A 23,275-nucleotide genomic window follows, 5' to 3' on the forward strand; every position below is an offset into this window, starting at 1 on the left:
GGAGGCCGTGCGCCGAAGATTCAGGCAGCAGCCAGTTTTTGGCGGGCGTATTGTAACGCTTTTTCAATCACTTGCTCAATGCTTAATCGTGTGGAATCCAGCACTAAAGCATCGGCAGCAGGAACTAACGGTGCCACCGCGCGGTTGCGGTCGCGATCGTCACGTTCCTTGATCTCGGCCAAAAGGCGCTCAAAGTTAACACTAAAGCCCTTCTCCTGCAACTGCAGCATGCGGCGCTGGGCGCGCTCTTCCGAGGAGGCGTCGAGGAAAATTTTCACCGGCGCGTCGGGGAAAACGACGGTGCCCATATCGCGGCCGTCGGCGATAAGGCCCGGGGCTTCACGAAAAGCGCGCTGGCGGCGCAGCAGCGCTTCGCGCACGCGCGGGAAAGGCGCGACCTGCGAGGCGGCGTTAGCCACTTCCTGGGTGCGGATTTCCCCACTTACGTCTTCACCTTCGAGAATAACTTCCAGATTGCCGTCAGTAGAGACGAAGCGGACATCAAGATGGGTCGCCAGCGGCACCAGCGCATCTTCTGAGGTGAGATCGACGTGATGATGCAGCGCCGCGAGGGCAAGGACGCGATAGATAGCGCCGGAGTCCAGCAGATGCCACTGCAGCGCCTCCGCCATCGCCTTGCACAGCGTACCCTTACCCGCACCGCTTGGCCCATCAATGGTGATTACCGGGGCAGTTACCATCATCTCTTTCTCCTTTATGCTGGCGTCAGTCGGACAAACGCGGGGCATTATACGCATCATCACCGGCAAGCGATAACATTGCGTGCAAAAAGGCTGTAACAGAAGGTGAGTGTAGAAGAAAAGCGGGAAAGCGACGCCGGATTTACGCCGGCGTCGGCCAGGTTACGCCGGCGTACTGATGCGCGCCAGCTGTTCGAAATAGTCCGGGAAGGTTTTCGCCGTGCATTTCGGATCGAGAATGGTGACCGGCGTGTCCGACAGCGCCACCAGCGAAAAGCACATCGCCATGCGGTGATCGTTATAGGTGCCGATCTCCGCGGCAGTCAGCGTTGCGGGCGGCGTGATGCGAATGTAGTCTTCGCCCTCCTCCACCTCGGCGCCCACTTTGCGCAGTTCGGTGGCCATCGCGAACAGGCGGTCGGTCTCTTTCACCCGCCAGTTGTAGATATTGCGCAGCGTGGTGGTGCCTTTGGCAAACAGCGCCGTCGTGGCGATGGTCATCGCCGCATCGGGGATGTGGTTCATGTCCATATCAATGCCGTTCAGCTCGCCGCGGGTGCAGGCGATAAAGTCATCGCCCCAGGTGACGGTGGCGCCCATTTTTTCCAGCACGTCGGCAAAGCGGATGTCGCCCTGCATACTGTCGCGCCCGATGCCGGTGACCTTCACGGTGCCGCCCTTAATCGCGCCCGCCGCCAGGAAGTACGAGGCCGAGGAGGCGTCGCCCTCAACCAGGTATTCGCCCGGCGCCTGATAGTGCTGCCCGCCCTTGACCACGAAGCGCTGATAGTCGCGGTTATCCACCGCGACGCCGAAGCGCGCCATCATGTTGAGGGTGATATCAATGTAGGGCTTCGATACCAGCTCGCCTTTGATGGTAATGATCGTATCGTTCGCCGCCAGCGGTGCGGTCATCAGCAGCGCAGTGAGGAACTGGCTGGAGACGCTGCCGTCAACCGCCACGTCGCCGCCGCGAAAGCCGCCCAGCAGGCGCAGCGGCGGATAGTTCTCCTGCTCAAGATATTCAATCTCAGCCCCGCCCTGGCGCAGCGCGTCCACCAGGTGGCCGATCGGGCGCTCCTTCATGCGCGGCTCGCCGGTCAGAATAATCTCGTTACTGCCCAGACACAGGGCCGCCGCCAGCGGACGCATGGCGGTGCCGGCATTGCCGAGGAACAGCTCCAGCGCGCTATCGGCGCGCAGCGGGCCGCCGCAGCCGGTCACCTCACAGCGGGTGCGATCTGAGGAGAGGGTGTAGTTGACGCCGAGCGCCGTCAGGGCGTTGAGCATGTGGCGTACGTCATCGCTGTCCAGCAGGTTGGTCAGCACGGTAGTGCCGCGCGCGAGCGCCGCCAGCAGCAGGGCGCGGTTGGAGACACTCTTCGACCCCGGCAAATTGACGGTGCCGTCGACCCGGGCGATGGGTTGTAACGTCAGGGATTCCATGTAAATAAACTCTCGGAAAGCAAAAAATAAAAAACCCCGCAGGCCCGCTGCGGGGGAGAATCAGGCAGCGCGCTTAGCCGCGGCGGCGCTCGAAATCTTGCATAAAGTCGGTCAGCGCCTGTACGCCGGCCAGCGGCATGGCGTTATAGATAGAGGCGCGCATACCGCCCACCACGCGGTGGCCTTTCAGCGCGTGCAGGCCGGCTGCGAAGGACTCTTCGAGGAACAGCTTGTCCAGAGCGCTGTCCGCCAGCTGGAACGGCACGTTCATGCGCGAGCGATTGCCCTTCGCCACGTCGTTGCGGTAGAAGTCGCTGGCGTCGATAGCGCCGTACAGAAGGTCCGCCTTCTGCTGATTGATCTTGTCCATTGCCGCCACGCCGCCCTGCTCTTTCAGCCACTTAAAGACCAGGCCCGCCAGATACCAGGCAAAGGTCGGCGGCGTATTGAACATCGAGTCATTGTCGTTAAGCACGGTGTAGTCGAGGATTGACGGGCAGGACTTGTGGGCTTTGCCGAGCAGATCGTCGCGCACAATCACCAGCGTCAGCCCCGCCGGGCCGATGTTCTTCTGCGCGCCGGCATAGATGACGCCAAAGCGGCTGACGTCGAGCGGCGAAGAGAGGATGGTCGAGGAGAAGTCCGCGGCGACCACCACGTCCTGACCGAAGTCCGGCGTTTCGTGGATCGCGATACCGTCAATGGTTTCATTCGGGCAGTAGTGCAGATAGGCGGCACCGTCGGAAAGCTGCCAGTCGCGCATCGGCTTCACCCCGCGCAGGCCGTCAACGGACACCTTCGCATCAATCACGTTCGGCGCGCAGTATTTATGCGCTTCTTTGACGGCGCTGGCGGCCCAGTAGCCCGCATCAACATAATCAGCGGACGTTTTGTCGCCGAGCAGGTTCAGCGGGATGCCGGCAAACTGGCCGCGGCCGCCGCCGTGGCAGAACAGCACTCTGTAGTTGGATGGAATATTCATCAGATCGCGGAGGTCTTTTTCCGCTTCTTCAGCGACCTGGATAAACTCTTTGCCGCGGTGGCTTATTTCCATTACCGAAGTGCCGAGGCCGTGCCAGTCGCACAGCTCCTGCTGAGCCAGTTTAAGCACATCCGCCGGCAGCATTGCCGGACCCGAACTAAAATTGAAGACCTGAGCCATTTACCCTCACCACGCTAGTCACGTTATCTTGCCCGCAGGCATAAGTTATTCCTGTGGCTATCGGTTTTACCATTCAGTGACCCGGCTCGCAATCGCTATTACCGGCGAGCGGAAGAATGCGACCCGCTTCACACAAAACAATTTACCAGCGCAACCGCATTCGGCGGAGACTTCCGCTATCAGGCGATACGTTTTTCGCGGCTGGCATGGCTCCAGACGCCATTTGCGCAGCGCGGACAGGACTTTCTCTCACCGGCCAGGAAATGCACAACGGCGCTGCACTTCACGCAGGCGGCATCGCACGCCCGGGGCGCAAGGGTAAATGTCTCCACGCACTCAGCTGGCAGGATAACCAGCCGGTATAGCAGTGCCAGGGTAATAAAGACCACCAGCACCGGCAGCATGGGGACGTTATCGTAAAACGCCACGTCGCCCGCCGCCGATCCCAGGGTCAGAATGATCAGCACTTCAAACAGCGACATCTGCCGCACGCCGCGCCGTCCGGTAATTTTGAGAAACAGGAATACCAGCACAAAGGTGTAAAGGCAGCGCAGCGCGACTTCCCAGAGAAAAGCCGGAGGCGCTTTGTCCAGGGCCATGCGGTGCAGGTCGAATGCTTTCATGATGTTATTTCCGGATGATGATTGTCTAAGCGTAGACGAGGCTTTTATTTTCTCCCCGGCCCTCCCGACGATAGCGCCTGTAAGCTAAAACCCGTATCATTGCGCGCTTTCCGTACGATAAAAAAGTGACCGACATGACTCAAACCTTTATTCCTGGCAAAGACGCCGCGCTGGAAGACTCCATCGCCCGTTTTCAGCAAAAGCTGCTGGACCTTGGCTTCCACATCGAAGAGGCCTCCTGGCTGAACCCGGTCCCGAACGTCTGGTCAGTGCATATTCGCGACAAAGAGTGCGCCCTGTGCTTCACCAACGGCAAAGGCGCCACCAAAAAAGCGGCGCTGGCCTCCGCGCTGGGAGAGTACTTTGAGCGCCTGTCGACCAACTATTTCTTCGCCGACTTCTGGCTGGGCAATACCATCGCTAACGCCCCGTTTGTTCACTATCCGAACGAGAAGTGGTTCCCGCTGCCGGACGACGACAACGTGCCGGACGGGCTGCTCGATGCCCGCCTGCGCGCCTTCTACGATCCCGACGATCAGCTGACCGCCAGCGGACTGGTTGACCTGCAGTCCGGCAACGACGAGCGCGGCGTCTGCGGCCTGCCGTTTACCCGCCAGTCCGACGGCGAAACTATCTATATTCCGATGAATATCGTCGGCAACCTGTACGTCTCCAACGGCATGTCGGCGGGCAACACCGCTAACGAGGCCCGCGTTCAGGGGCTGTCAGAGGTGTTTGAGCGCCACATCAAGAACCGCATCATCGCCGAAAGCATCTCTCTGCCGGAGATCCCGGCCGAGGTGATGGCCCGCTATCCGGGCGTCGTGGAGTCCATTGCCACGCTGGAAGCGGAAGGCTTCCCGATTTTCGCCTACGACGGCTCGCTGGGCGGTAAATACCCGGTTATCTGCGTGGTGCTGTTTAACCCGGCCAACGGCACCTGCTTTGCCTCCTTTGGCGCGCACCCGGATTTCGGCGTGGCGCTGGAGCGCACCGTCACCGAGCTGCTGCAGGGCCGCGGCCTGAAAGATCTGGACGTGTTCACGCCGCCGACCTTCGACGATGAAGAGGTCGCCGAGCACGCTAACCTTGAAACCCACTTCATCGACTCCAGCGGCCTTATCTCCTGGGATATGTTCAAGCAGGACGCCGACTATCCGTTCGTCGACTGGAACTTCTCCGGCACCACCGAAGAGGAGTTCGCCACCCTGATGGCGATATTCCAGGCCGAAGATAAAGAGGTCTATATCGCCGATTACGATCATCTGGGCGTCTACGCCTGCCGCATTCTGGTGCCCGGTATGTCCGATATCTATCCGGCGGAGGATCTGTGGCTGGCGAACAATAATATGGGCAGCCACCTGCGGCCGACCATCCTCTCTCTGCCGGAGTGCCGGTGGGAGAAAGAGGACTACCTGGCGCTGATTGAGCAGATGGATGACGAAGGCCTGGACGACTTCACCCGCGTGCGCGAGCTGCTGGGCATGGCGACCGGCAAAGACAACGGCTGGTACACGCTGCGCGTCGGCGAGCTGAAGGCGATGCTGGCCCTGGCGGGCGGCGACCTGGAGCAGGCGCTGATCTGGACCGAGTGGACGATGGAATTTAATGCCTCCGTCTTCAGCCCGGAGCGCGCCAATTATTACCGCTGCCTGCAGACCCTGCTGCTGCTCTCGCAGGAAGAGGAGCGCCAGCCGCTGCAGTATCTCAACGCTTTCGTCAAAATGTACGGCGCTGACGCCGTCGAAGCCGCCAGCGCCGCGCTCAGCGGCGAGGCGCCGTTCTACGGCCTGCAGCCGGTCGACGGCGATCTGCAGGCGTTCCCGGCGCACCAGGCACTGCTGAAGGCCTATGAAAAACTGCAGCGCGCAAAAGCGAAATTCTGGGGCCAGCAGCCGCAGTAATAAAATAAAAAGAGATGGCGAAATAATTCGTCTGAGTTATATTACGGGGCCAAAATTTGGCCCCGTTTTTATTTTTACGGTGTCGCCAGGTAAATTGTAATTATTAAGTTAAATATCGGTAAAATATATTCTTGCCGAGAGATCTTCGATGTTAATTAAAACGCTTAATCAGGCGAAAAAAAAGCGCTTTACGGGGGAGGAAAGCAAAAATAATCAACTGATGATGCAATTTTTAAAATTTATTTTTATAAATAAAATCAATAAATTACACCACAATCGCTTAAAAACCACGCGCTTTGTGGGCCTATAAGCCAGGCGAGATATGATCTATATCAAATTCTCATCTATAATGCTTTGTTAGTATCTCCTCGCCGACTAAATAAAGAGAGAGTTAGTGTGAAAGCTGACAACCCTTTTGACCTTTTACTCCCTGCTGCAATGGCGAAAGTTGCCGAGGAAGCGGGTGTCTATAAAGCAACGAAACATCCGCTCAAAACCTTCTTTTTGGCGATTACTGCGGGTGCATTTATCTCCATCGCTTTTGTTTTCTATATCACCGTCACTACCGGAACAGCCGCTATGCCGTTCGGGATTGCTAAACTGATTGGTGGTATCTGTTTTTCACTGGGCCTTATTCTTTGCGTTATTTGCGGCGCCGACCTGTTCACCTCCACGGTGCTTATCGTGGTGGCGAAAGCAAGTGGCCGTATCAGCTGGGGCCAACTGGCGAAAAACTGGCTTAATGTCTATGTTGGTAACCTGATTGGTGCTCTGCTTTTCGTCCTGCTGATGTGGCTTTCCGGCGAGTATATGGTGGCCAGCGGCGGCTGGGGACTTAACGTCCTGCAGACGGCCGACCATAAGATGCATCACACGTTTATCGAGGCCGTGAGCCTCGGGATCCTGGCAAACCTGATGGTCTGTCTGGCTGTCTGGATGAGCTACTCCGGCCGTAGCCTGATGGATAAAGCCATGATTATGGTGCTTCCGGTGGCGATGTTCGTTGCCAGCGGTTTTGAGCACAGTATCGCAAACATGTTCATGATCCCAATGGGTATCGTGATCCGTAATTTCGCTACCCCGGAATTCTGGACCTCCGTCCACACTTCCGCGGAAAGTTTCTCTCACCTGACCGTGATGAATTTCATCACTGATAACCTGATACCGGTGACTATCGGTAACATTATTGGCGGTGGTCTTTTAGTCGGGTTGACATACTGGGTAATTTACCTGCGTGGCGGCGACCAGCACTAAGGGTTGCTTCAGGCGGTAAATAAAAAATCCACTTAAGAAGGTAGGTGTTACATGTCCGAGCTTAATGAAAAGTTAGCCACAGCCTGGGAAGGTTTTGCCAAAGGTGACTGGCAGAACGAAGTCAACGTACGTGACTTTATTCAGAAAAACTACACTCCGTATGAGGGTGACGAATCCTTCCTGGCCGGTGCCACTGACGCAACCACGACTCTGTGGGACAGCGTTATGGAAGGTGTTAAACAGGAAAACCGCACCCACGCGCCTGTAGACTTTGACACTGCCGTTGCTTCTACCATCACTTCTCACGACGCGGGCTACATCAACAAGTCGCTGGAGAAAATCGTTGGTCTGCAGACCGAAGCTCCGCTGAAGCGTGCCCTGATCCCGTTCGGCGGCATCAAAATGATCGAGAACTCCTGCAAAGCGTACGATCGCGTCATGGATCCTCAGATCAAAAAAATCTTCACCGAATACCGTAAGACTCACAACCAGGGCGTGTTCGACGTTTACACCCCGGACATCCTGCGCTGCCGTAAATCTGGCGTCCTGACCGGTCTGCCGGATGCATATGGCCGTGGCCGTATCATTGGTGACTACCGTCGTATCGCCGTGTACGGTATCGACTACCTGATGAAAGATAAATTCGCCCAGTTCACCTCTCTGCAGGCGAAACTGGAAAGCGGCGAAGATCTGGAAGCGACTATCCGTCTGCGTGAAGAGATTGCTGAACAGCATCGCGCGCTGGGCCAGATCAAAGAGATGGCGGCTAAATACGGCTGCGATATCTCTAACCCGGCGACCAACGCTCAGGAAGCTATCCAGTGGACCTACTTCGGCTACCTGGCCGCCGTTAAATCTCAGAACGGCGCGGCAATGTCCTTCGGTCGTACTTCCAGCTTCCTGGATATCTACATCGAACGTGACCTGAAAGCAGGCAAAATCACCGAGCAAGACGCTCAGGAAATGATTGACCACCTGGTCATGAAACTGCGTATGGTTCGCTTCCTGCGTACCCCTGAGTATGATGAACTGTTCTCCGGCGACCCGATTTGGGCAACTGAATCCGTCGGTGGTATGGGCGTTGACGGCCGTACCCTGGTTACCAAAAACAGCTTCCGCTTCCTGAACACCCTGTACACCATGGGTCCGTCTCCGGAACCGAACATCACCATCCTGTGGTCTGAAAAACTGCCGCTGAGCTTCAAAAAATACGCTGCGAAAGTTTCCATCGACACCTCTTCTCTGCAGTATGAGAACGATGATCTGATGCGCCCTGACTTCAACAACGACGACTACGCTATCGCATGCTGCGTAAGCCCGATGATCGTTGGTAAGCAGATGCAGTTCTTCGGTGCCCGCGCTAACCTCGCGAAAACCATGCTGTACGCGATCAACGGCGGCGTTGATGAAAAACTGAAAATGCAGGTTGGTCCGAAATCTGAGCCGATCAAAGGCGACGTTCTGGACTTTAACGAAGTCATGGACCGTATGGACCACTTCATGGACTGGCTGGCTAAGCAGTACGTCACCGCCCTGAACGTTATCCACTACATGCACGACAAGTACAGTTACGAAGCCTCTCTGATGGCGCTGCACGACCGCGACGTTATCCGCACCATGGCTTGCGGTATCGCCGGTCTGTCCGTTGCGGCTGACTCCCTGTCTGCAATCAAATATGCGAAAGTTAAACCGATTCGTGACGAAGACGGTCTGGCTATCGACTTCGAAATCGAAGGCGAATACCCGCAGTTTGGTAACAACGACGCCCGCGTCGATGACATGGCCGTTGACCTGGTTGAACGTTTCATGAAGAAAATTCAGAAACTGCACACCTACCGCAACGCTATCCCGACCCAGTCTGTTCTGACCATCACCTCTAACGTTGTGTATGGTAAGAAAACCGGTAACACCCCAGACGGTCGTCGCGCTGGCGCACCGTTCGGACCTGGTGCTAACCCGATGCACGGTCGTGACCAGAAAGGTGCTGTCGCCTCTCTGACCTCCGTGGCTAAACTGCCGTTCGCCTACGCGAAAGATGGTATCTCCTATACCTTCTCCATCGTACCGAACGCGCTGGGTAAAGACGACGAAGTGCGTAAAACCAACCTGGCCGGTCTGATGGATGGCTACTTCCATCACGAAGCGTCCATCGAAGGCGGTCAGCACCTGAACGTCAACGTCATGAACCGCGAAATGCTGCTGGATGCGATGGAACATCCGGAAAAATATCCGCAGCTGACCATCCGCGTTTCTGGCTACGCAGTACGTTTTAACTCCCTGACCAAAGAACAGCAGCAGGACGTTATTACCCGTACTTTCACTCAGACCATGTAATTGGTTTTGACTGAAAAAATGCGGTAACAGGCGTACAATAAAGGCTCCACATCGGTGGGGCCTTTTTAACACCCTGCCCCCGCACAGCCTCTTTTGTCGGCTATCTATCCTCAGATGGATAACTGCCAAAACAGACTCGACACAGCCAAGAGCTGTGCATCTACACAGGCCCGGGATGGGCCACAGCTGGAGATATCACTGCAATGTCAACGATTGGTCGCATTCACTCCTTTGAATCCTGTGGTACCGTCGACGGTCCGGGTATCCGCTTTATCACCTTCTTCCAGGGCTGCCTGATGCGCTGCCTCTACTGCCACAACCGCGATACGTGGGACACCCACGGCGGTAACGAGGTCACCGTTGACAGCCTGATGAAAGAGGTGGTGACCTATCGCCACTTTATGAACGCCTCCGGCGGCGGCGTTACCGCCTCGGGCGGCGAGGCTATCCTGCAGGCCGAGTTCGTCCGCGACTGGTTCCGGGCCTGCAAAAAAGAGGGCATCCACACCTGTCTCGACACCAACGGCTTCGTGCGCCGCTACGATCCGGTGATTGACGAACTGCTGGAGGTCACCGACCTGGTGATGCTCGACCTTAAGCAGATGAACGACGAGATCCACCAGAACCTGGTGGGCGTCTCTAACCACCGCACCCTGGAGTTTGCGAAATATATCGCCGCGAAAGGCATTAAAACCTGGATCCGCTACGTGGTGGTTCCCGGCTGGTCCGACGATGACGACTCCGCGCACCGCCTCGGCGAGTTCACCCGCGATATGGGCAACGTGGAAAAAATCGAGCTGCTGCCCTATCACGAGCTGGGCAAGCATAAGTGGGTCGCTATGGGCGAAGAGTACAAGCTTGACGGCGTTCATCCGCCGAAGAAAGAGACCATGGAGCGCGTCAAGGGCATCCTTGAGCAGTACGGACACAAGGTAATGTACTAAGATTAACGGCCTCGCAGAGGCCGTTGCTATATGCAGCGCTCCAGCGCCGCCAGCACGGCGGCGTTGACCCTCCCCGGCTTCCACAGCGCCACCAGCGGATGCGTAAGCCCCTTCTCACCCATCTCCGTCTCCACGCGACCGACGCCCTCCAGGCGCTCAAAGTTAAAGTGGTCCGGTAAAAACGCCCAGCCGCATCCCGACTGCAAAAGACTCTCCAGCAGCGACATCTCATTGACCCGCGCGATCCGGTCGGCAATCTGCAGGCGGGCCGCCAGCGCCGGAGGCAGGTCGCGAAACGGCATCAGCTGCGTTTTTGACGCCAGGTGCAGCAGAGAAACGGGGCTCTGCTCAAAGAATCCCTCGCGGGCGTAAACGGCGAGCGAGACGCTCCCCACCGCGCGCCAGTGCAGGCTATCGTTGACCGTGCGGTTCAGCGCCTGAAAAACGGCGATATCCACGCTGCCGTCGTTAAGGCCCTTCTCGGCCTCCGCGCGCTCGCAGGCAATCAGATCCAGGTGGATATGCTGCTGCGCCAGCTGCTGGGTCAATAGCAGCAGCGCCCGGCGCGGGGTAAACAGGTCGTAGCAGAGGGTCAGGTGGGTATCCACCCGGGCGGGGATCTGCCCGGCAATGCGCGAAAACGCCTCTGCTTCGTGCAGAAACAGCCGCGCCTGGCGGTAGAGCAGCTGCCCCTGCGGCGTCAGCGTCAGCGGGCGCGTCCTGCGTTCAAACAGCGGGTAGCCAAGGTCGACCTCAAGGTAGTCCACCAGCTCGCTGACCGTGGTACGGTCTTTTTTCAGCCTGCGGGCGGCCTGGGTCAGCGTGCCGCTTTCGCACACGCAGGTGAAGGCTTCAATCTGGGCAAGGGTAAAATGCAGCGGCTCCATGGGATCTCCCTGACATGGAAAGGGCTATTACCATAGCGGAGCGCGACAGAAGAGAAAAGCCCGTCGCGGAGGACGGGCCTGAGCAATCAGGCGTGCGCCACCGGCGTCGGGTGATGGCCCGCCTTGCGCAGCAGCATCAGCAGATAGATAAACGATACGCTGGCTATCATGATAAACAGCAGGTTGTCGGAATAGCTCTGCATCAGCATAGAGGTGAAGGTGGGGCCAATCAGGCTGCCGACGGTGTAGCTCAGGAGCAGCGCCTGGTTCATCGCCACCAGCTGGTGGTGGGCCACTTTTTCACAGGCCCAGGCCATCGCTACCGGATAGAGGGTGAAGCCCGCCGCGCCGAGGATAAACAGCGTCGGCGCCATCGCCGCATGGCTGAGCATCGCCAGGCTGCCCATAATCACCACGAAGACCTGCACCCGCAGCACCAGCAGGCGGCCAAATTTATCCGCCAGCCGGCCAATCGGCCACTGGCCGACGATGCCGGCGCTGACCATCACCGCCATCCAGAAGCCGATCCCGGCGTCGCTGACGCCTTGGTGGTTGAGCCACAGCGGCATCAGGCCGTACAGCGAACCGAGTACGATCCCGGAGATAATCACGCCGTGGACGCCCAGCCGCGCCTGACGCAGACGCAGCATCGGCCAGATCTGGGTAGGCTCCTGGCTTTCGCTGTGCTGGTTAACGATGCGGGTAAACAGCAGCGGCAGGATCGCGGCCAGCGTCAGGCCTGTCACCCACGGCAGCACGCTCATCAGCTCGGTCGACAGCTTGCTGACCATCAGCTGGCCCAGCACCGTACCGACATAGTAAACCATCATATAAGCCGCCAGCAGACGGCCGCGGTTGCGCGCGGTGCCGCTGCACATCAGGGCGCTTTCAACCACCACCCAGATCATGGCGCAGCCGATACCGGCGAGGAAGCGCCAGCCGAGCCAGCTCCAGAAGCCCAGCGTCACGCCGAGCCCGATGCAGGCCGCGGCGAAGATAACCGACGCCAGATAGTAGCTGCGGTTAAAGCCGAGACGCTTAATGGTGCGTCCCGCCAGCAGCGTACCGACCAGGTTGCCGGTAAAATAGGATGAGCCCACCATCCCGACCTGCCAGGTCGGCAGATTATCATGGGCGAGCCACAGCGGGACGAGGGTGTTCAGCACCGCGATCGCCAGCGTCAACAGCAAAAGGCCACAGAGCAGAAACAGCACCGGGCGGGTATAGGTGGACATGGATTAAAAACCGTGAGGAAGTTCAGATTTCGCGCGCATCATGCCACTACCGCTGGCAAAGTCAATCGGCCTCAGCCCCCGGCTGACGGGCTTTTCAGAGCATCCATCGACGTTTTTAATCCAGCGAAGCGGGAATAAAATACGCAGAAAAATTATGCCGTTGTTTTTATTAAGGAAGGTAATTAATCGGCGGGATAATTCAGTTGAAAAATTTCATGGATCGGCCGCACTTTTTTATCGTGCCGGAGGCGGACCATCCGGCACGATCTGCGTTTAGCCGGCGACCGCCATCCCGACGGTCATGTGCAGGCCGTAGAACACGCCGCGGCCAATCAGCTCCCCGGCGATGACCAGCACAAATGCCAGGCCCAGCAGGGATACCGCAGGCTGTTTTCCTGTCAGCATCGGAACCACCCAGCACGCCAGCGCGAGGGCAAGCGCCGCCAGGCGCCAGGCCATCAGCGAGCCGTAGTCGGGCACCAGGGCCGATGCCTGCTGCACGGCGCTGTGGATCGTCGCCAGCTCGCTGCCCTGCATCACCGCAACCACCGCGATTGCCAGCAGCGCCAGCAGGGACACCACCGGCAGCAGACGCATGCCGCATCCGGCAACGCCCGCCGCGCGCAGCAGCAGATAGCCCAGCAGCGGGCCGCCGATAAGCATCGTCAGGAAGAAGCTCAGCGGCGTCCAGACGCTGTGCCAGGTCGGAACGGTGTCGATGGTGTTATACACCCGCACCATCATCCACACGAAGACCACGCCCAGTACGGCGGTCAGCACCAGCCAGAGGCCGCGCAGCGCTGCGGGCAGCTTATTGAACACCGCCAGCAGCCAGCCGATCCCGCCGACGGCAAAGAAAATGGCGCCGCTGGCAATTTCGTTGCTCAGCGAAGAGGCCCCGACGCGGTTGAGCGAATTAAACGCCCGCAGCGGTGAGCCCAGGTGCAGCGTTGAAGCAATAAAAGCAATGCCCATCAGCGCCCACAGGCCGAACATGCTCAGCACCACGCGCTTCTCCTGCTCGCGGGAGAGCCTGCCCCTGAGCAGCGCCAGCGCCAGGACGATGAAGCCGCCCGCCACGCACTGGCCAAAAACCGTGAAGATCATCAGCGGCCATTCGTGCCATCCATTTCCCATCTTAAACCTCCTCCGGGTTTGCCAGGTAGCCGGTGGTATCTCCCGTCGGGCGGCTGTTGGCGTTAGGTTTGATAACAATGCTCGGTTTGGTGAAGTGCGCCGACGGCAGCGGCGCTACGGCGGCCAGCTTGCCGTGCGTCTTGCGAAGCTCCTCAATGGGACCAAAGTCGAGCGCCCGCAGCGGACAGGACTCCACGCAGATCGGCTTTTTACCGTCGGCGACGCGCGAATGGCAGCCGTCGCACTTGGTCATGTGGCCTTTCGCCGCGTTGTACTGCGGCGCGCCGTACGGGCACGCCATATGGCAGTAGCGGCAGCCGATGCAGACGTCTTCGTTAACCACCACAAAGCCGTCGTCGCGCTTGTGCATTGCCCCGCTCGGGCAGACCTTGGTGCAGGCCGGATCTTCGCAGTGGTTGCAGGCAATCGAGAGATAGTAGGCAAACACGTTCTGGTGCCAGCTGCCGTTATCCTCCTGCCAGTCGCCGCCCGCGTATTCGTAAATGCGGCGAAAGCTGACGTCGGGCGTCAGGTCTTTATAGTCCTTACAGGCCAGTTCGCAGGTCTTGCACCCGGTGCAGCGACTGGAGTCAATAAAAAATCCATATTGAGTGGTCATCGGTTACTCCTTACGCTTTTTCGACCTGGACGAGATTGGTATGTGACGGATTGCCTTTGGCCAGCGGCGACGGCCGCTGGGTGGTCAGCACGTTGATACAGCCGGCCTGATCAATGCCGTTCGCGTCCGGCGCATACCAGGCGCCTTCGCCAAGGGCAACGACGCCCGGCATCATGCGCGGCGTGACCTTCGCTTCAATATGCAGCTCGCCGCGGCCGTTAAAGACCTTTACCCGGTCTCCGTTGCTAATCCCGCGCGAACGTGCGTCCAGCGGGTTGATCCACATCTCCTGGCGACAGGCGGCCTTCAGCACGTCAACGTTGCCATAGGTAGAGTGGGCCCGGGCCTTGTAATGAAAGCCCGTCAGCTGCAGCGGATAGTTTTTAGTCAGCGGATCGTTTACGCCCTCAAAGCCGGGATCGTAGATGGGCAGCGGATCGATAACGTCCCCCTGCTCCAGCTCCCAGGTGGCGGCGATCTTCGCCAGCGCGGCGGAGTAGATTTCGATTTTGCCCGACGGCGTGGTGAGCGGATTGGCCGCCGGATCGTCGCGGAATGCCTTATAGGCCACGTGGTGCCCTTCGGGATCGCGCTGTTTGAACATGCCCTGTTCGCGAAACGCCTCGAACGACGGCAGCGCCGGAATAGCGTCCTGCGACTGGGCGTAGAGATGGCGCAGCCACCCTTCCTGGCTGCGCCCTTCGGTGAACGCCTGCTCGACGCCCATGCGCTTCGCCAGTGCGGTGGTCATCTCATAGATGGTTTTACACTCAAAGCGCGGCTTAATGGCCTGGTCGGCAAAGATCACGTAGGACATGTTGCCGCAGGAGGCATCGAGGGCGAAGTCCATCTGCTCGGAGGCGGTACAGTCCGGCAGCAGAATATCGGCATATTTCGCCGACGAGGTCATGTGGCAGTCGACCACCACGATAAGCTCGCACTTCTTATCGTCCTGCAGAATTTCGTGGGTGCGGTTGATCTGCGAGTGCTGGTTGATCAGGCAGTTGCCGGCGTAGTTCCAGATCATCTTGATCGGCACGTCCAGCTTCTCTTTTCCCTGCACGCCGTCGCGCAGGGCGGTCATCTGCGGGCCGCGCTCGATAGCGTCGGTCCACATAAACATCGAGATGCTGGTTTTTACGGGATTTTCCAGCGTAGGCATCCGCACAAAAGGCAGATCGTAAGATCCCTCCCGGGCGCCGGTGTTGCCGCCGCTGACGCCGACGTTGCCGGTAAGGATCGCCAGCATGGCAATCGCCCGCGAGACCAGCTCGCCGTTGGCGTGGCGCTGCGGCCCCCAGCCCTGGCTGATAAAGGCCGGTTTGGCGCCGGCGATTTCGCGGGCCAGCTGGACGATACGCGGGGCCGGAATGCCGGTAATGGCCGAGGCCCACGCGGGCGTTTTGGCCACGCCGTCGCTGCCCTGGCCGAGGATATAGGCCTTATAGTGGCCGTTGGCGGGCGCGCCCTCCGGCAGGGTTTTCTCATCGTAACCGACGCAGTATTTATCGAGGAATGGCTGGTCAACCAGGTTCTCATCGATCATCACCCACGCCAGCGCGGAGACCAGCGCCGCATCGGTGCCGGGGCGGATCGGGATCCACTCGTCCTCGCGTCCGGCGCCGGTATCGGTATAGCGCGGATCGATAATGATCATCCGGGCGTTAGATTTCTGCCGCGCCTGCTCGACGTAGTAGGTGACGCCGCCGCCGCTCATCCGGGTCTCGCCGGGATTGTTGCCGAACAGCACCACCAGCTCGCTGTTTTCGATGTCCGACGGGCTGTTGCCGTCGGCCCAGCCGCCGTAGGTGTAGTTGAGCCCCATGGCGATCTGCGCCGTAGAGTAGTCGCCGTAGTGGTTAAGGTAGCCGCCGCAGCAGTTCATCAGGCGGGCGATCAGCGTATTGCCCGGCGGCCAGGAGCGGGTCATGGTGCCGCCCAGCGTGCCGGTGCCGTAGTTCAGGTAGATGGACTCGTTGCCGTAGTCTTTAATCAGCCGCTTCATGTTATCGGCGATGGTGTCGTAGGCTTCTTCCCAGCTGATGCGCTCGAATTTGCCTTCGCCGCGCTTGCCGACGCGCTTCATCGGATATTTCAGGCGGTCCGGATTATAGACCCGGCGGCGCATGGAGCGCCCGCGCAGGCAGGCGCGCACCTGGTGCAGTCCTTCGTAGTCGTCATCGCCAGTATTGTCGGTTTCAACGTATTTTATTTCGCCGTCGGCAACGTGCATCCGCAGCGGGCAGCGGCTGCCGCAGTTCACGGTACAGGCGCTCCAGACCACTTTTTCCGCCGCGGGGGGCGCGGCGTTCTCTGCGGCGGCGGCAATGCGGCTAAAGGGCAGCGTGAAAGCGCTGCTGGCTGCCGCCAGTCCGCCAATGGCCGTGGTTTTCACCAGGCCGCGGCGGCTCACCTCAGCGTTCAGCAGCGCGTCGGGGGCTTTGATTTTCATAGATACTCGCTCATTGCTCAGAAATTACAAAGCGCTATATAGAATATAATATAGCGAAATAAGCCATTTATCGTGTTTTATGCTGGCTTTAATTCGAAAGGAGTATCTATGGTTTCATCTGAAGGGTTATTGTTCGGTATCAATCCCGGCGGGGAAAAGGCGTGACGGGCACCATTTTGTGAAGCCGCACGCTGGCCGCCGCTTACTGCGACCACTTCACCGCTTCGTCGACAAAATGCATCACCGCCCGCGAGCGCTCGTTCTCGCGGGTAATCAGCGACAGTTCGCTCACCATGTCGGGCTGGCTGAGGGCGTGAGTTTTAAGCCCCGGCATGCTGAGCTGTACCAGCGCCTCCGGTAGGATGCTGATGCCGATACCCGCCGCAATCAGGCCCGGAATACTCATCAAAGAAGGCACCGGCATGATGGTCGTGGGATGAAGATGGTAGCGGCGGCACAGCTGCAGGGTGTGCGACGTCAGGCCAACGCCGAGCGGATCCTCAAGAAAGATAAACGTCTCCTGGCGCAGGGCGCTGAGATCGCCGCTAAACTCCGCGGCCAGAGGATGGTTATCCGGCATCAGCAGTACCAGCCGGGAAAGGCTGAAGCAGCGGGTGCGCAGGCCTTCCGGCAGATGGTGATTCGACACCCTGGCAAAGCCAATATCAATCTTCCCCTCCAGCAGCCACGCAAACTGGGCCTGAATGCGGACGTCCATCAGGCTGACGCCGACGTCCGGCCAGGTGGTGAAGTAATGGCGTATCAGCTGCGGCAGATGATGCTCGAACAGCGCCGAGTGGTAGCCGATATTGATGGCGCCAACCTCCCCCCGCCGCGCCCGCCGCGCGGCATCCGCCGCCAGCCCGCTGGCGCGGACCGCATCCTCCGCGTGAGGAAGAAATGCCTCTCCGGCAGGCGTCAGCTGCACGCCGCGATTCTTGCGTCTGAACAGCGCCACGCCCAGCTCTGCCTCCAGGGTTTTCATCAGCTGGCTCAGCGCCGGCTGGGCTATCTCAAGCGCCTCCGCCGCTTTACTGAAGTGCTCCAGCCGGGCCGCAGCGATAAACGCGCGCAGATGACGTAATTCCATAGGCGGTCCTGTTATAAGGCAGGCTTATTAAAATAAGCGGATATTGATAATTATTTTGCTGGGTTTTGCTTCTAAAGTCATGGTGTACGGCGCTTACCTGCGTGCGCCGTCACCCTCTGCCTACAACAATAAAACTGAGACAATCATGAAAACAACAGATGCTTCAGTACCCGCAAGCCGCATGTCGCGCAAAGCCGTGACGGCCGCCACCCTGGGCACGGCCCTGGAGTGGTTTGACTTTACCCTCTACGGTGCCGTTTCCGCGACGGTGCTGCCGAAACTGTTCTTCCCGGCGATGGAGCCCACCTCCGGGCTGCTGGCCTCCCTGGCCACCTTCGGCGTCGGCCTTGCGGCCCGCCCGGTCGGGGCCATCACCTGCGGCTATCTCGGCGATAAGCTCGGGCGCCGCAATCTGATGCTCGCCACCGTCACGCTGATGGGCGCGGCGTCGGTGCTGATGGGCCTGCTGCCGACCTACGCGCAGGTCGGCATCCTCGCGCCGATCATGCTGGTGATCCTGCGCATTATTCAGGGCTTCGCCCTCGGCGGAGAATCCACCGGCGCGCAGCTGATGGCGCTCGAGCACGCGCTGCCCGACCGCCGGGGCCGCTACTCCGGCCTGCTGGGCATATGCTCCCCCCTGAGCCAGATTATCGCCAACGGCGTGCTGCTGGCCCTGGCCGGCTTCCTTACCGAAGCGCAGTTTCTCTCCTGGGGCTGGCGAATACCGTTTCTGATGAGCCTGGCTCTGGTGGCGGTGGCCATATTTATTCGCCTGCGGGTAACGGAAACGCCGGCGTTCCTCGCCCTGAAAAAGCGCGAGCAGCCCGCGAAGGCCAGCCCGCTCAGGGAGGTGCTGCGGGAGCACTCGGCGACGATTGTGCGCCTGATGCTCTTTTTCTGCTCGCCGGCGGCGCTGTTCTATCTGATCGTTATCTTCACGCTGAGCTATCTGGTCAAGCAGCTGGAGATGCCCGCCTCGATGGGCTTTATGTCGCTGATGGTTGCCAATATCTGCGCCATTGCCGGGGCGCTCGCCGGAGGCTATCTGGGCGACCGCTGGGGGCGTAAGAAGGCGCTGATCCTCGGCTCGTGCATGACGCTCGGCATCCTGCTTATCTATTTCCCGATGCTTAATACCCGGGAGCCGGCGCTCATCATGGCCGCCATGGGCCTGTTTCTCGGCTTCACCCAGTTTCAGAGCGGCATTCAGCCGGTGGCCTTTGCGGAAGCCTTTCCGACCGAGGTGCGCTACAGCGGCTCCTCCCTCGCCTACACCGGCGCAAACCTGCTGATCGGCGGGCCGATGCCCGTGCTGGCGGTCTGGCTGATGAGCCAGAGCGGCAATTCGCCGTGGCTGCTGGTCACCATCTGCGCGGCGATAAACCTGATCTCGCTGGCAATGATCCTGATTGGCCCGGAAACCCGCGGCGTCGATCTCAACCACCGGGCGGAGAGTGCCGGACCGCTGCCGGCGTCTGCCCACCACGCTTCCCGATAATCAAGGAGTGAAGATGAATACCCGCGTATTTATGCTCAACGGTCCCAACCTCAACATGCTGGGGCGCCGCGAACCGGAGATTTACGGCACCACGACCCTTGCCAGCATCCGCCTGCAGAGCGAAAAGCTGGCGGATGAGCTGGGGCTGGCGTGCGACTTTCGCCAGACCAACCACGAAGGCGTGATGGTGGACTGGGTGCAGGAGGCCTTTGAAAGCGAGGCCGCCGTGATCGTCAATCCGGCCGGCCTCTCCTTTCACTCGGTGCCGCTGCTCGATGCCCTGAAGCTCATTACCCGGCCGCTGGTGGAGGTCCACCTCTCTAATATTCACGCCCGGGATGAGTACCACCGGCACTCCATGACCTCCACGGTGGCAAGGGGCGTGATCGCCGGCTGCGGCGCGGAGGGCTACTCTCTGGCGCTGAGGGCCGTGGCGGCGATGCTGAAATCGGGCCAGTAACGAAAAAAGCGCCCGAGGGCGCTTTTTTGGCGGAATGAATATAGCCTGCCTTAGCCGATATATTCCAGACCGTTCATGTACGGGCGCAGCACTTCCGGCACTTCGATGCGGCCGTCCGCCTGCTGGTAGTTTTCCAGCACCGCCACCAGGGTGCGGCCAACCGCCAGGCCGGAGCCGTTAAGGGTGTGCACCAGACGGGTCTTCTTGTCAGACTTGCTGCGGCAGCGGGCCTGCATGCGGCGCGCCTGGAAATCCCACATGTTGGAGCAGGAGGAGATTTCGCGGTAGGTGTTCTGCGCGGGCAGCCACACTTCCAGGTCGTAGGTCTTGCGGGAGCCAAAGCCGATGTCGCCGCTGCACAGCAGCACTTTGCGGTACGGCAGGTTCAGCAACTGCAGCACTTTCTCGGCGTGGCCGGTCAGCTCTTCCAGCGCGTCCATGGAGTCCTCCGGACGGACGATCTGCACCAGCTCCACTTTGTCGAACTGGTGCATGCGGATCAGCCCGCGGGTATCGCGGCCGTAGGATCCCGCTTCTGAGCGGAAGCACGGCGTGTGGGCGGTCATTTTGATCGGCAGGCACTCTTCATCGATGATCTCATCGCGCACCAGGTTGGTCAGCGGTACTTCGGCGGTCGGGATCAGCGAGTAGCTGCTGGTATCGGCCTCTTCTTCCAGCGGACGGGTGTGGAACAGGTCTTCGCCGAACTTCGGCAGCTGGCCGGTGCCGTACAGCGTATCCTGGTTAACCAGGTACGGGACGTAGTTTTCGCTGTAGCCGTGCTGCTCGGTGTGCAGGTCGAGCATGAACTGGCTGAGGGCGCGGTGCATGCGGGCGATTTGCCCCTGCATTACCACGAAGCGGGAGCCGGTCAGCTTAACGGCGGCGGCAAAATCCAGGCCTTTGGCCATTTCGCCCAGCGTCACGTGGTCGCGCACCTCGAAGTCGAACTCGCGCGGGGTGCCCCAGCGGCTCACTTCGACGTTATCGCTGTCGTCTTTACCCGGCGGCACGCAGTCGTCGGGAATGTTCGGCAGGGTCAGGGCAATATCGCGGATCTGCGCCAGCAGCGCATCCAGCTCGCTTTTCGCCGCGTCCAACTCTTCGCCCAGCTGGTTCACCTGCAGACGCAGTGGCTCGATATCTTCCCCGCGCGCTTTCGCCTGGCCGATGGATTTCGATCGCGAGTTACGTTCAGCCTGCAGATTTTCCGTTTGAACCTGCAGAACTTTACGACGCTCTTCAAGAGCGACCAGCGTTTCTACATCCAGCTTAAAGCCCCGGCGTGCCAGTTTTTCTGCGACTGCGTCTGGCTCGGTACGCAGCAGATTGGGATCGAGCATGCTTATCCTGTGCTTATCGAATTGAATTAAAAAGGAAGCGCGGCCGCAGGCTGCGGCCGCGTTGAAAGTCTTGCTAACCTTACCGCAACGCCTGCTTTAGCGGTAGCGTTTTGTGGGGCTTTTCTGATCCTGCTCAGCAAGCCAGGCGAGCTTTTCGCCAATTTTGCCTTCAAGACCGCGTGAAGTGGGCTGATAATAGCGGGTTTGCGCCATTTCCTGCGGGAAATACTCCTCGCCGGCGGCGTAGGCGTTGGGCTCATCGTGGGCGTAGCGGTACTGCTGGCCGTAGCCCATCTCCTTCATCAGTTTGGTCGGCGCGTTGCGCAGGTGGACCGGCACGTCGTAGTCCGGATTCTCGCGGGCATCCCTCATCGCAGCCTTAAAGGCGGTGTAGACGGCGTTGCTTTTCGGCGCGCAGGCGAGGTAGACGATCGCCTGGGCGATGGCCCTTTCACCCTCCGCCGGACCGACGCGGGTAAAGCAGTCCCAGGCGGAAATCGCCACCTGCATGGCGCGCGGATCGGCGTTGCCGACATCTTCCGAGGCGATGGCCAGGCAGCGGCGGGCGACGTACAGCGGGTCGCCCCCGGCGGTAATGATGCGCGCGTACCAGTAGAGCGCGGCATCCGGGGCGCTGCCGCGCACCGACTTGTGGAAAGCGGAGATCAGGTCGTAGAAGCGGTCGCCTTTATTATCAAAGCGCGCGCTGCGCTCGCCGGCGATCTCGGTCAGCAGTTCGGGCTTAAGCACCCGCTGTCCGGCATCGTCCACTTCGGCCATATCGGCCATCATTTCCAGCGTATTGAGCGCCCGGCGCGCGTCGCCGTTTACCAGCTGGGCGATGGCCAGCCGGGTGTCGTCCGGCAGGATAATGTTTTGCCCGCCGTAGCCGCGCGCGCTATCGGTCATCGCCTGATTCAGCACCTGCTCAATATCTTCGGTGGTTAGCGATTTCAGGAGATAGACGCGGGCGCGGGAGAGCAGCGCCGAGTTAAGCTCAAAGGACGGATTTTCGGTGGTGGCGCCGATAAAGGTAATGGTGCCGTCTTCGATGTGCGGCAGAAAGGCATCCTGCTGGCTCTTATTGAAGCGGTGGACCTCATCGACGAACAGAATGGTGCGCCGCCCGGCGTTGCGGCTCTGGCGCGCGCGCTCGATGGCCTCGCGGATCTCCTTCACGCCGGAGGTGACGGCGGAGATGCGCTCGACGTCGGCGTCGGCGTAGCGGGCGATCACTTCGGCGAGGGTGGTTTTACCGGTGCCCGGCGGGCCCCAGAGGATCATCGAGTGCAGATGCCCGGCCTCAATCGCCCGCGGCAGCGGTTTGCCCGGGGCCAGCAGGTGCTGCTGGCCGATATACTGGGCGAGGTTTTCTGGCCGCATGCGGGCGGCCAGCGGTTGAAACGCGTTGTCGGAAAAATCGAGCGACAGGTTGCTCACTGTAGCCTCTTACTTGCGCTGGTCGTCCACCGTCACGCCCTTCGGCGGCGTAAAGGTAAACTTAGACGCGTCGACAGCGCCGTTCTGCTGGGACTTCAGCTGGTAGCTGCTGCGCTGATCGTCCTGCTCAATGGCGCTGAACTGGTGGATGGTGCCGTCGCGGCCGACGTTAATGGTGAACTGCTTCAGGTTGCCGTTGCTGCCCTTCGGCGTCAGCTGAAAGTCATCGCCGCTCTGCTTGATGTTGTACTGCTGCCAGTCGCTCGCCTGGTTGCGGGCAATCAGCATAAACGGCGTATTGCTGGTGGCATCCTTAAGCCAGGTGGCGGTCGCCTGCTCAACGAACGGATTGTAGAACCACAGGGTTTTACCGTCGGAGACCAGCACGCTTTCATCCGGCTGGGTCATGTGCCAGTTGAACAGGTTCGGGCGCTTAACCCACAGGTCGCCCTGCCCGTCCTGCACGTCGTTGCCGCTGCCGTCGGTCACTTTTTGGGTAAAGCTGGCGTGGAAGCTGCTGACTTTATCGAGGCGGCTTTTCAAATCGCCCGCGGCGTCCGCCCAGACTGAGCTGGCGGCAACGCTGGTCAGTAAGGCACAGGTGATGGCAAATTTTTTCATCGTAATTCCTTAATCCTTAAGTGCGTCACTCCCGACGCGGGAGCCTCATGTCCCCACTGTAGGCCTGAGCGCTACACGGGGAACAGGAGAAAAAGCTTAATTATTGGCTATTTACCCAACTT

General features: G+C 59.7%; 19 protein-coding genes. 6 read left to right on the forward strand and 13 right to left on the reverse strand.

Annotated elements, in window-relative coordinates; translation table 11 throughout:
* Window positions 1–20: 20 nt before the first annotated feature.
* The 4 genes from cmk to ENGE1_RS15020 all read right to left on the reverse strand — a co-directional run bounded on the left by cmk (window position 21) and on the right by ENGE1_RS15020 (window position 3,932).
* Entirely contained in the window at window positions 21–704 is a 684-nt protein-coding gene (gene cmk / locus ENGE1_RS15005; RefSeq protein WP_043084809.1) for a (d)CMP kinase, read from the reverse strand.
* Window positions 705–863: 159 nt separating this feature from the next.
* On the reverse strand, window positions 864–2,147 hold the full coding sequence (gene aroA, locus ENGE1_RS15010; protein ID WP_048252387.1) for a 3-phosphoshikimate 1-carboxyvinyltransferase: 1,284 nt from the start codon (window positions 2,145–2,147) through the stop codon (window positions 864–866).
* 73 nt (window positions 2,148–2,220) lie between these two features.
* Window positions 2,221–3,309: a 3-phosphoserine/phosphohydroxythreonine transaminase gene (gene serC / locus ENGE1_RS15015; RefSeq protein WP_064360646.1), complete on the reverse strand. Its 1,089-nt coding sequence runs from the start codon at window positions 3,307–3,309 to the stop codon at window positions 2,221–2,223.
* Window positions 3,310–3,488: 179 nt separating this feature from the next.
* Window positions 3,489–3,932 (reverse strand): DUF421 domain-containing protein, encoded by a 444-nt coding sequence (locus tag ENGE1_RS15020; protein ID WP_048252386.1) that lies wholly within the window; start codon window positions 3,930–3,932, stop codon window positions 3,489–3,491.
* Between the two features lie 134 nt (window positions 3,933–4,066).
* On the opposite strand from ENGE1_RS15020, the gene ycaO reads away from it, so the two are divergent.
* The 4 genes from ycaO (at window position 4,067) to pflA (ending at window position 10,368) form a co-directional block, all read left to right on the forward strand.
* Window positions 4,067–5,836 carry a 30S ribosomal protein S12 methylthiotransferase accessory factor YcaO gene (gene ycaO, locus ENGE1_RS15025; RefSeq protein WP_048252385.1) on the forward strand — a complete coding sequence of 590 codons (1,770 nt, stop codon included), beginning with the start codon at window positions 4,067–4,069 and terminating at the stop codon, window positions 5,834–5,836.
* A gap of 396 nt (window positions 5,837–6,232) precedes the next feature.
* A complete protein-coding gene (gene focA, locus ENGE1_RS15030) occupies window positions 6,233–7,090 on the forward strand; it encodes a formate transporter FocA (RefSeq protein WP_043084816.1) in 858 nt (285 codons plus the stop codon).
* A gap of 51 nt (window positions 7,091–7,141) precedes the next feature.
* Entirely contained in the window at window positions 7,142–9,424 is a 2,283-nt protein-coding gene (gene pflB / locus ENGE1_RS15035) for a formate C-acetyltransferase (RefSeq protein WP_043084817.1), read from the forward strand.
* Window positions 9,425–9,627: 203 nt separating this feature from the next.
* The gene (gene pflA, locus ENGE1_RS15040) at window positions 9,628–10,368 is read left to right on the forward strand and encodes a pyruvate formate lyase 1-activating protein (RefSeq protein ID WP_043084818.1); all 741 of its coding nucleotides are present in this window, start codon (window positions 9,628–9,630) and stop codon (window positions 10,366–10,368) included.
* Window positions 10,369–10,394: 26 nt separating this feature from the next.
* On the opposite strand, the gene ENGE1_RS15045 is transcribed toward pflA, so the two are convergent.
* From ENGE1_RS15045 to ENGE1_RS15070, 6 genes are all read right to left on the reverse strand, one after another.
* Window positions 10,395–11,255: a LysR family transcriptional regulator gene (locus tag ENGE1_RS15045; protein ID WP_048252384.1), complete on the reverse strand. Its 861-nt coding sequence runs from the start codon at window positions 11,253–11,255 to the stop codon at window positions 10,395–10,397.
* Window positions 11,256–11,341: 86 nt separating this feature from the next.
* The gene (locus tag ENGE1_RS15050; RefSeq protein WP_048252383.1) at window positions 11,342–12,490 is read right to left on the reverse strand and encodes an MFS transporter; all 1,149 of its coding nucleotides are present in this window, start codon (window positions 12,488–12,490) and stop codon (window positions 11,342–11,344) included.
* Between the two features lie 273 nt (window positions 12,491–12,763).
* Entirely contained in the window at window positions 12,764–13,627 is an 864-nt protein-coding gene (locus ENGE1_RS15055; protein ID WP_048252381.1) for a dimethyl sulfoxide reductase anchor subunit family protein, read from the reverse strand.
* A 1-nt stretch (window position 13,628) separates the two neighbouring features.
* Window positions 13,629–14,246, reverse strand: coding sequence for a DMSO/selenate family reductase complex B subunit (locus ENGE1_RS15060; RefSeq protein WP_045288010.1), 618 nt, complete (start codon window positions 14,244–14,246; stop codon window positions 13,629–13,631).
* A gap of 10 nt (window positions 14,247–14,256) precedes the next feature.
* The gene (dmsA, locus tag ENGE1_RS15065; protein ID WP_048252380.1) at window positions 14,257–16,698 is read right to left on the reverse strand and encodes a dimethylsulfoxide reductase subunit A; all 2,442 of its coding nucleotides are present in this window, start codon (window positions 16,696–16,698) and stop codon (window positions 14,257–14,259) included.
* 202 nt (window positions 16,699–16,900) lie between these two features.
* A complete protein-coding gene (locus ENGE1_RS15070; protein WP_048252379.1) occupies window positions 16,901–17,788 on the reverse strand; it encodes a LysR family transcriptional regulator in 888 nt (295 codons plus the stop codon).
* 145 nt (window positions 17,789–17,933) lie between these two features.
* Here ENGE1_RS15070 and ENGE1_RS15075 point away from each other — a divergent pair, with 145 nt between their 5' ends.
* Both ENGE1_RS15075 and ENGE1_RS15080 read left to right on the forward strand, forming a co-directional pair.
* A complete protein-coding gene (locus tag ENGE1_RS15075) occupies window positions 17,934–19,289 on the forward strand; it encodes an MFS transporter (RefSeq protein ID WP_048252378.1) in 1,356 nt (451 codons plus the stop codon).
* 13 nt (window positions 19,290–19,302) lie between these two features.
* Window positions 19,303–19,749, forward strand: a complete 447-nt coding sequence (locus ENGE1_RS15080) for a type II 3-dehydroquinate dehydratase (RefSeq protein ID WP_043084828.1) — start codon at window positions 19,303–19,305, stop codon at window positions 19,747–19,749.
* A gap of 50 nt (window positions 19,750–19,799) precedes the next feature.
* On the opposite strand, the gene serS is transcribed toward ENGE1_RS15080, so the two are convergent.
* From serS to lolA, 3 genes are all read right to left on the reverse strand, one after another.
* Window positions 19,800–21,092 (reverse strand): serine--tRNA ligase, encoded by a 1,293-nt coding sequence (gene serS, locus ENGE1_RS15085; RefSeq protein ID WP_048252377.1) that lies wholly within the window; start codon window positions 21,090–21,092, stop codon window positions 19,800–19,802.
* 96 nt (window positions 21,093–21,188) lie between these two features.
* Window positions 21,189–22,532 carry a replication-associated recombination protein A gene (locus ENGE1_RS15090; RefSeq protein WP_043084833.1) on the reverse strand — a complete coding sequence of 448 codons (1,344 nt, stop codon included), beginning with the start codon at window positions 22,530–22,532 and terminating at the stop codon, window positions 21,189–21,191.
* A gap of 9 nt (window positions 22,533–22,541) precedes the next feature.
* A complete protein-coding gene (lolA, locus tag ENGE1_RS15095; protein ID WP_043084835.1) occupies window positions 22,542–23,153 on the reverse strand; it encodes an outer membrane lipoprotein chaperone LolA in 612 nt (203 codons plus the stop codon).
* Between the last annotated feature and the right edge of the window lie 122 nt (window positions 23,154–23,275).

It is taken from the genome of Pluralibacter gergoviae ATCC 33028 = NBRC 105706 (assembly GCF_001598855.1).
In the GTDB taxonomy this organism is placed as follows: Bacteria; Pseudomonadota; Gammaproteobacteria; order Enterobacterales; family Enterobacteriaceae; genus Pluralibacter; species Pluralibacter gergoviae.

Excerpts from the sequence above, each read along its gene's own strand:
- dmsA (WP_048252380.1), bottom strand. The coding sequence starts at position 16,698 with ATGAAAATCAAAGCCCCCGACGCGCTGCTGAACGCTGAGGTGAGCCGC.
- ENGE1_RS15060 (WP_045288010.1), bottom strand. The coding sequence starts at position 14,246 with ATGACCACTCAATATGGATTTTTTATTGACTCCAGTCGCTGCACCGGG.
- ENGE1_RS15050 (WP_048252383.1), bottom strand. The coding sequence starts at position 12,490 with ATGTCCACCTATACCCGCCCGGTGCTGTTTCTGCTCTGTGGCCTTTTG.
- lolA (WP_043084835.1), bottom strand. The coding sequence starts at position 23,153 with ATGAAAAAATTTGCCATCACCTGTGCCTTACTGACCAGCGTTGCCGCC.
- cmk (WP_043084809.1), bottom strand. The coding sequence starts at position 704 with ATGATGGTAACTGCCCCGGTAATCACCATTGATGGGCCAAGCGGTGCG.
- ENGE1_RS15070 (WP_048252379.1), bottom strand. The coding sequence starts at position 17,788 with ATGGAATTACGTCATCTGCGCGCGTTTATCGCTGCGGCCCGGCTGGAG.
- ycaO (WP_048252385.1), top strand. The coding sequence starts at position 4,067 with ATGACTCAAACCTTTATTCCTGGCAAAGACGCCGCGCTGGAAGACTCC.
- ENGE1_RS15020 (WP_048252386.1), bottom strand. The coding sequence starts at position 3,932 with ATGAAAGCATTCGACCTGCACCGCATGGCCCTGGACAAAGCGCCTCCG.
- pflB (WP_043084817.1), top strand. The coding sequence starts at position 7,142 with ATGTCCGAGCTTAATGAAAAGTTAGCCACAGCCTGGGAAGGTTTTGCC.
- ENGE1_RS15045 (WP_048252384.1), bottom strand. The coding sequence starts at position 11,255 with ATGGAGCCGCTGCATTTTACCCTTGCCCAGATTGAAGCCTTCACCTGC.
- ENGE1_RS15055 (WP_048252381.1), bottom strand. The coding sequence starts at position 13,627 with ATGGGAAATGGATGGCACGAATGGCCGCTGATGATCTTCACGGTTTTT.
- serC (WP_064360646.1), bottom strand. The coding sequence starts at position 3,309 with ATGGCTCAGGTCTTCAATTTTAGTTCGGGTCCGGCAATGCTGCCGGCG.
- ENGE1_RS15075 (WP_048252378.1), top strand. The coding sequence starts at position 17,934 with ATGAAAACAACAGATGCTTCAGTACCCGCAAGCCGCATGTCGCGCAAA.
- serS (WP_048252377.1), bottom strand. The coding sequence starts at position 21,092 with ATGCTCGATCCCAATCTGCTGCGTACCGAGCCAGACGCAGTCGCAGAA.
- ENGE1_RS15080 (WP_043084828.1), top strand. The coding sequence starts at position 19,303 with ATGAATACCCGCGTATTTATGCTCAACGGTCCCAACCTCAACATGCTG.
- aroA (WP_048252387.1), bottom strand. The coding sequence starts at position 2,147 with ATGGAATCCCTGACGTTACAACCCATCGCCCGGGTCGACGGCACCGTC.
- pflA (WP_043084818.1), top strand. The coding sequence starts at position 9,628 with ATGTCAACGATTGGTCGCATTCACTCCTTTGAATCCTGTGGTACCGTC.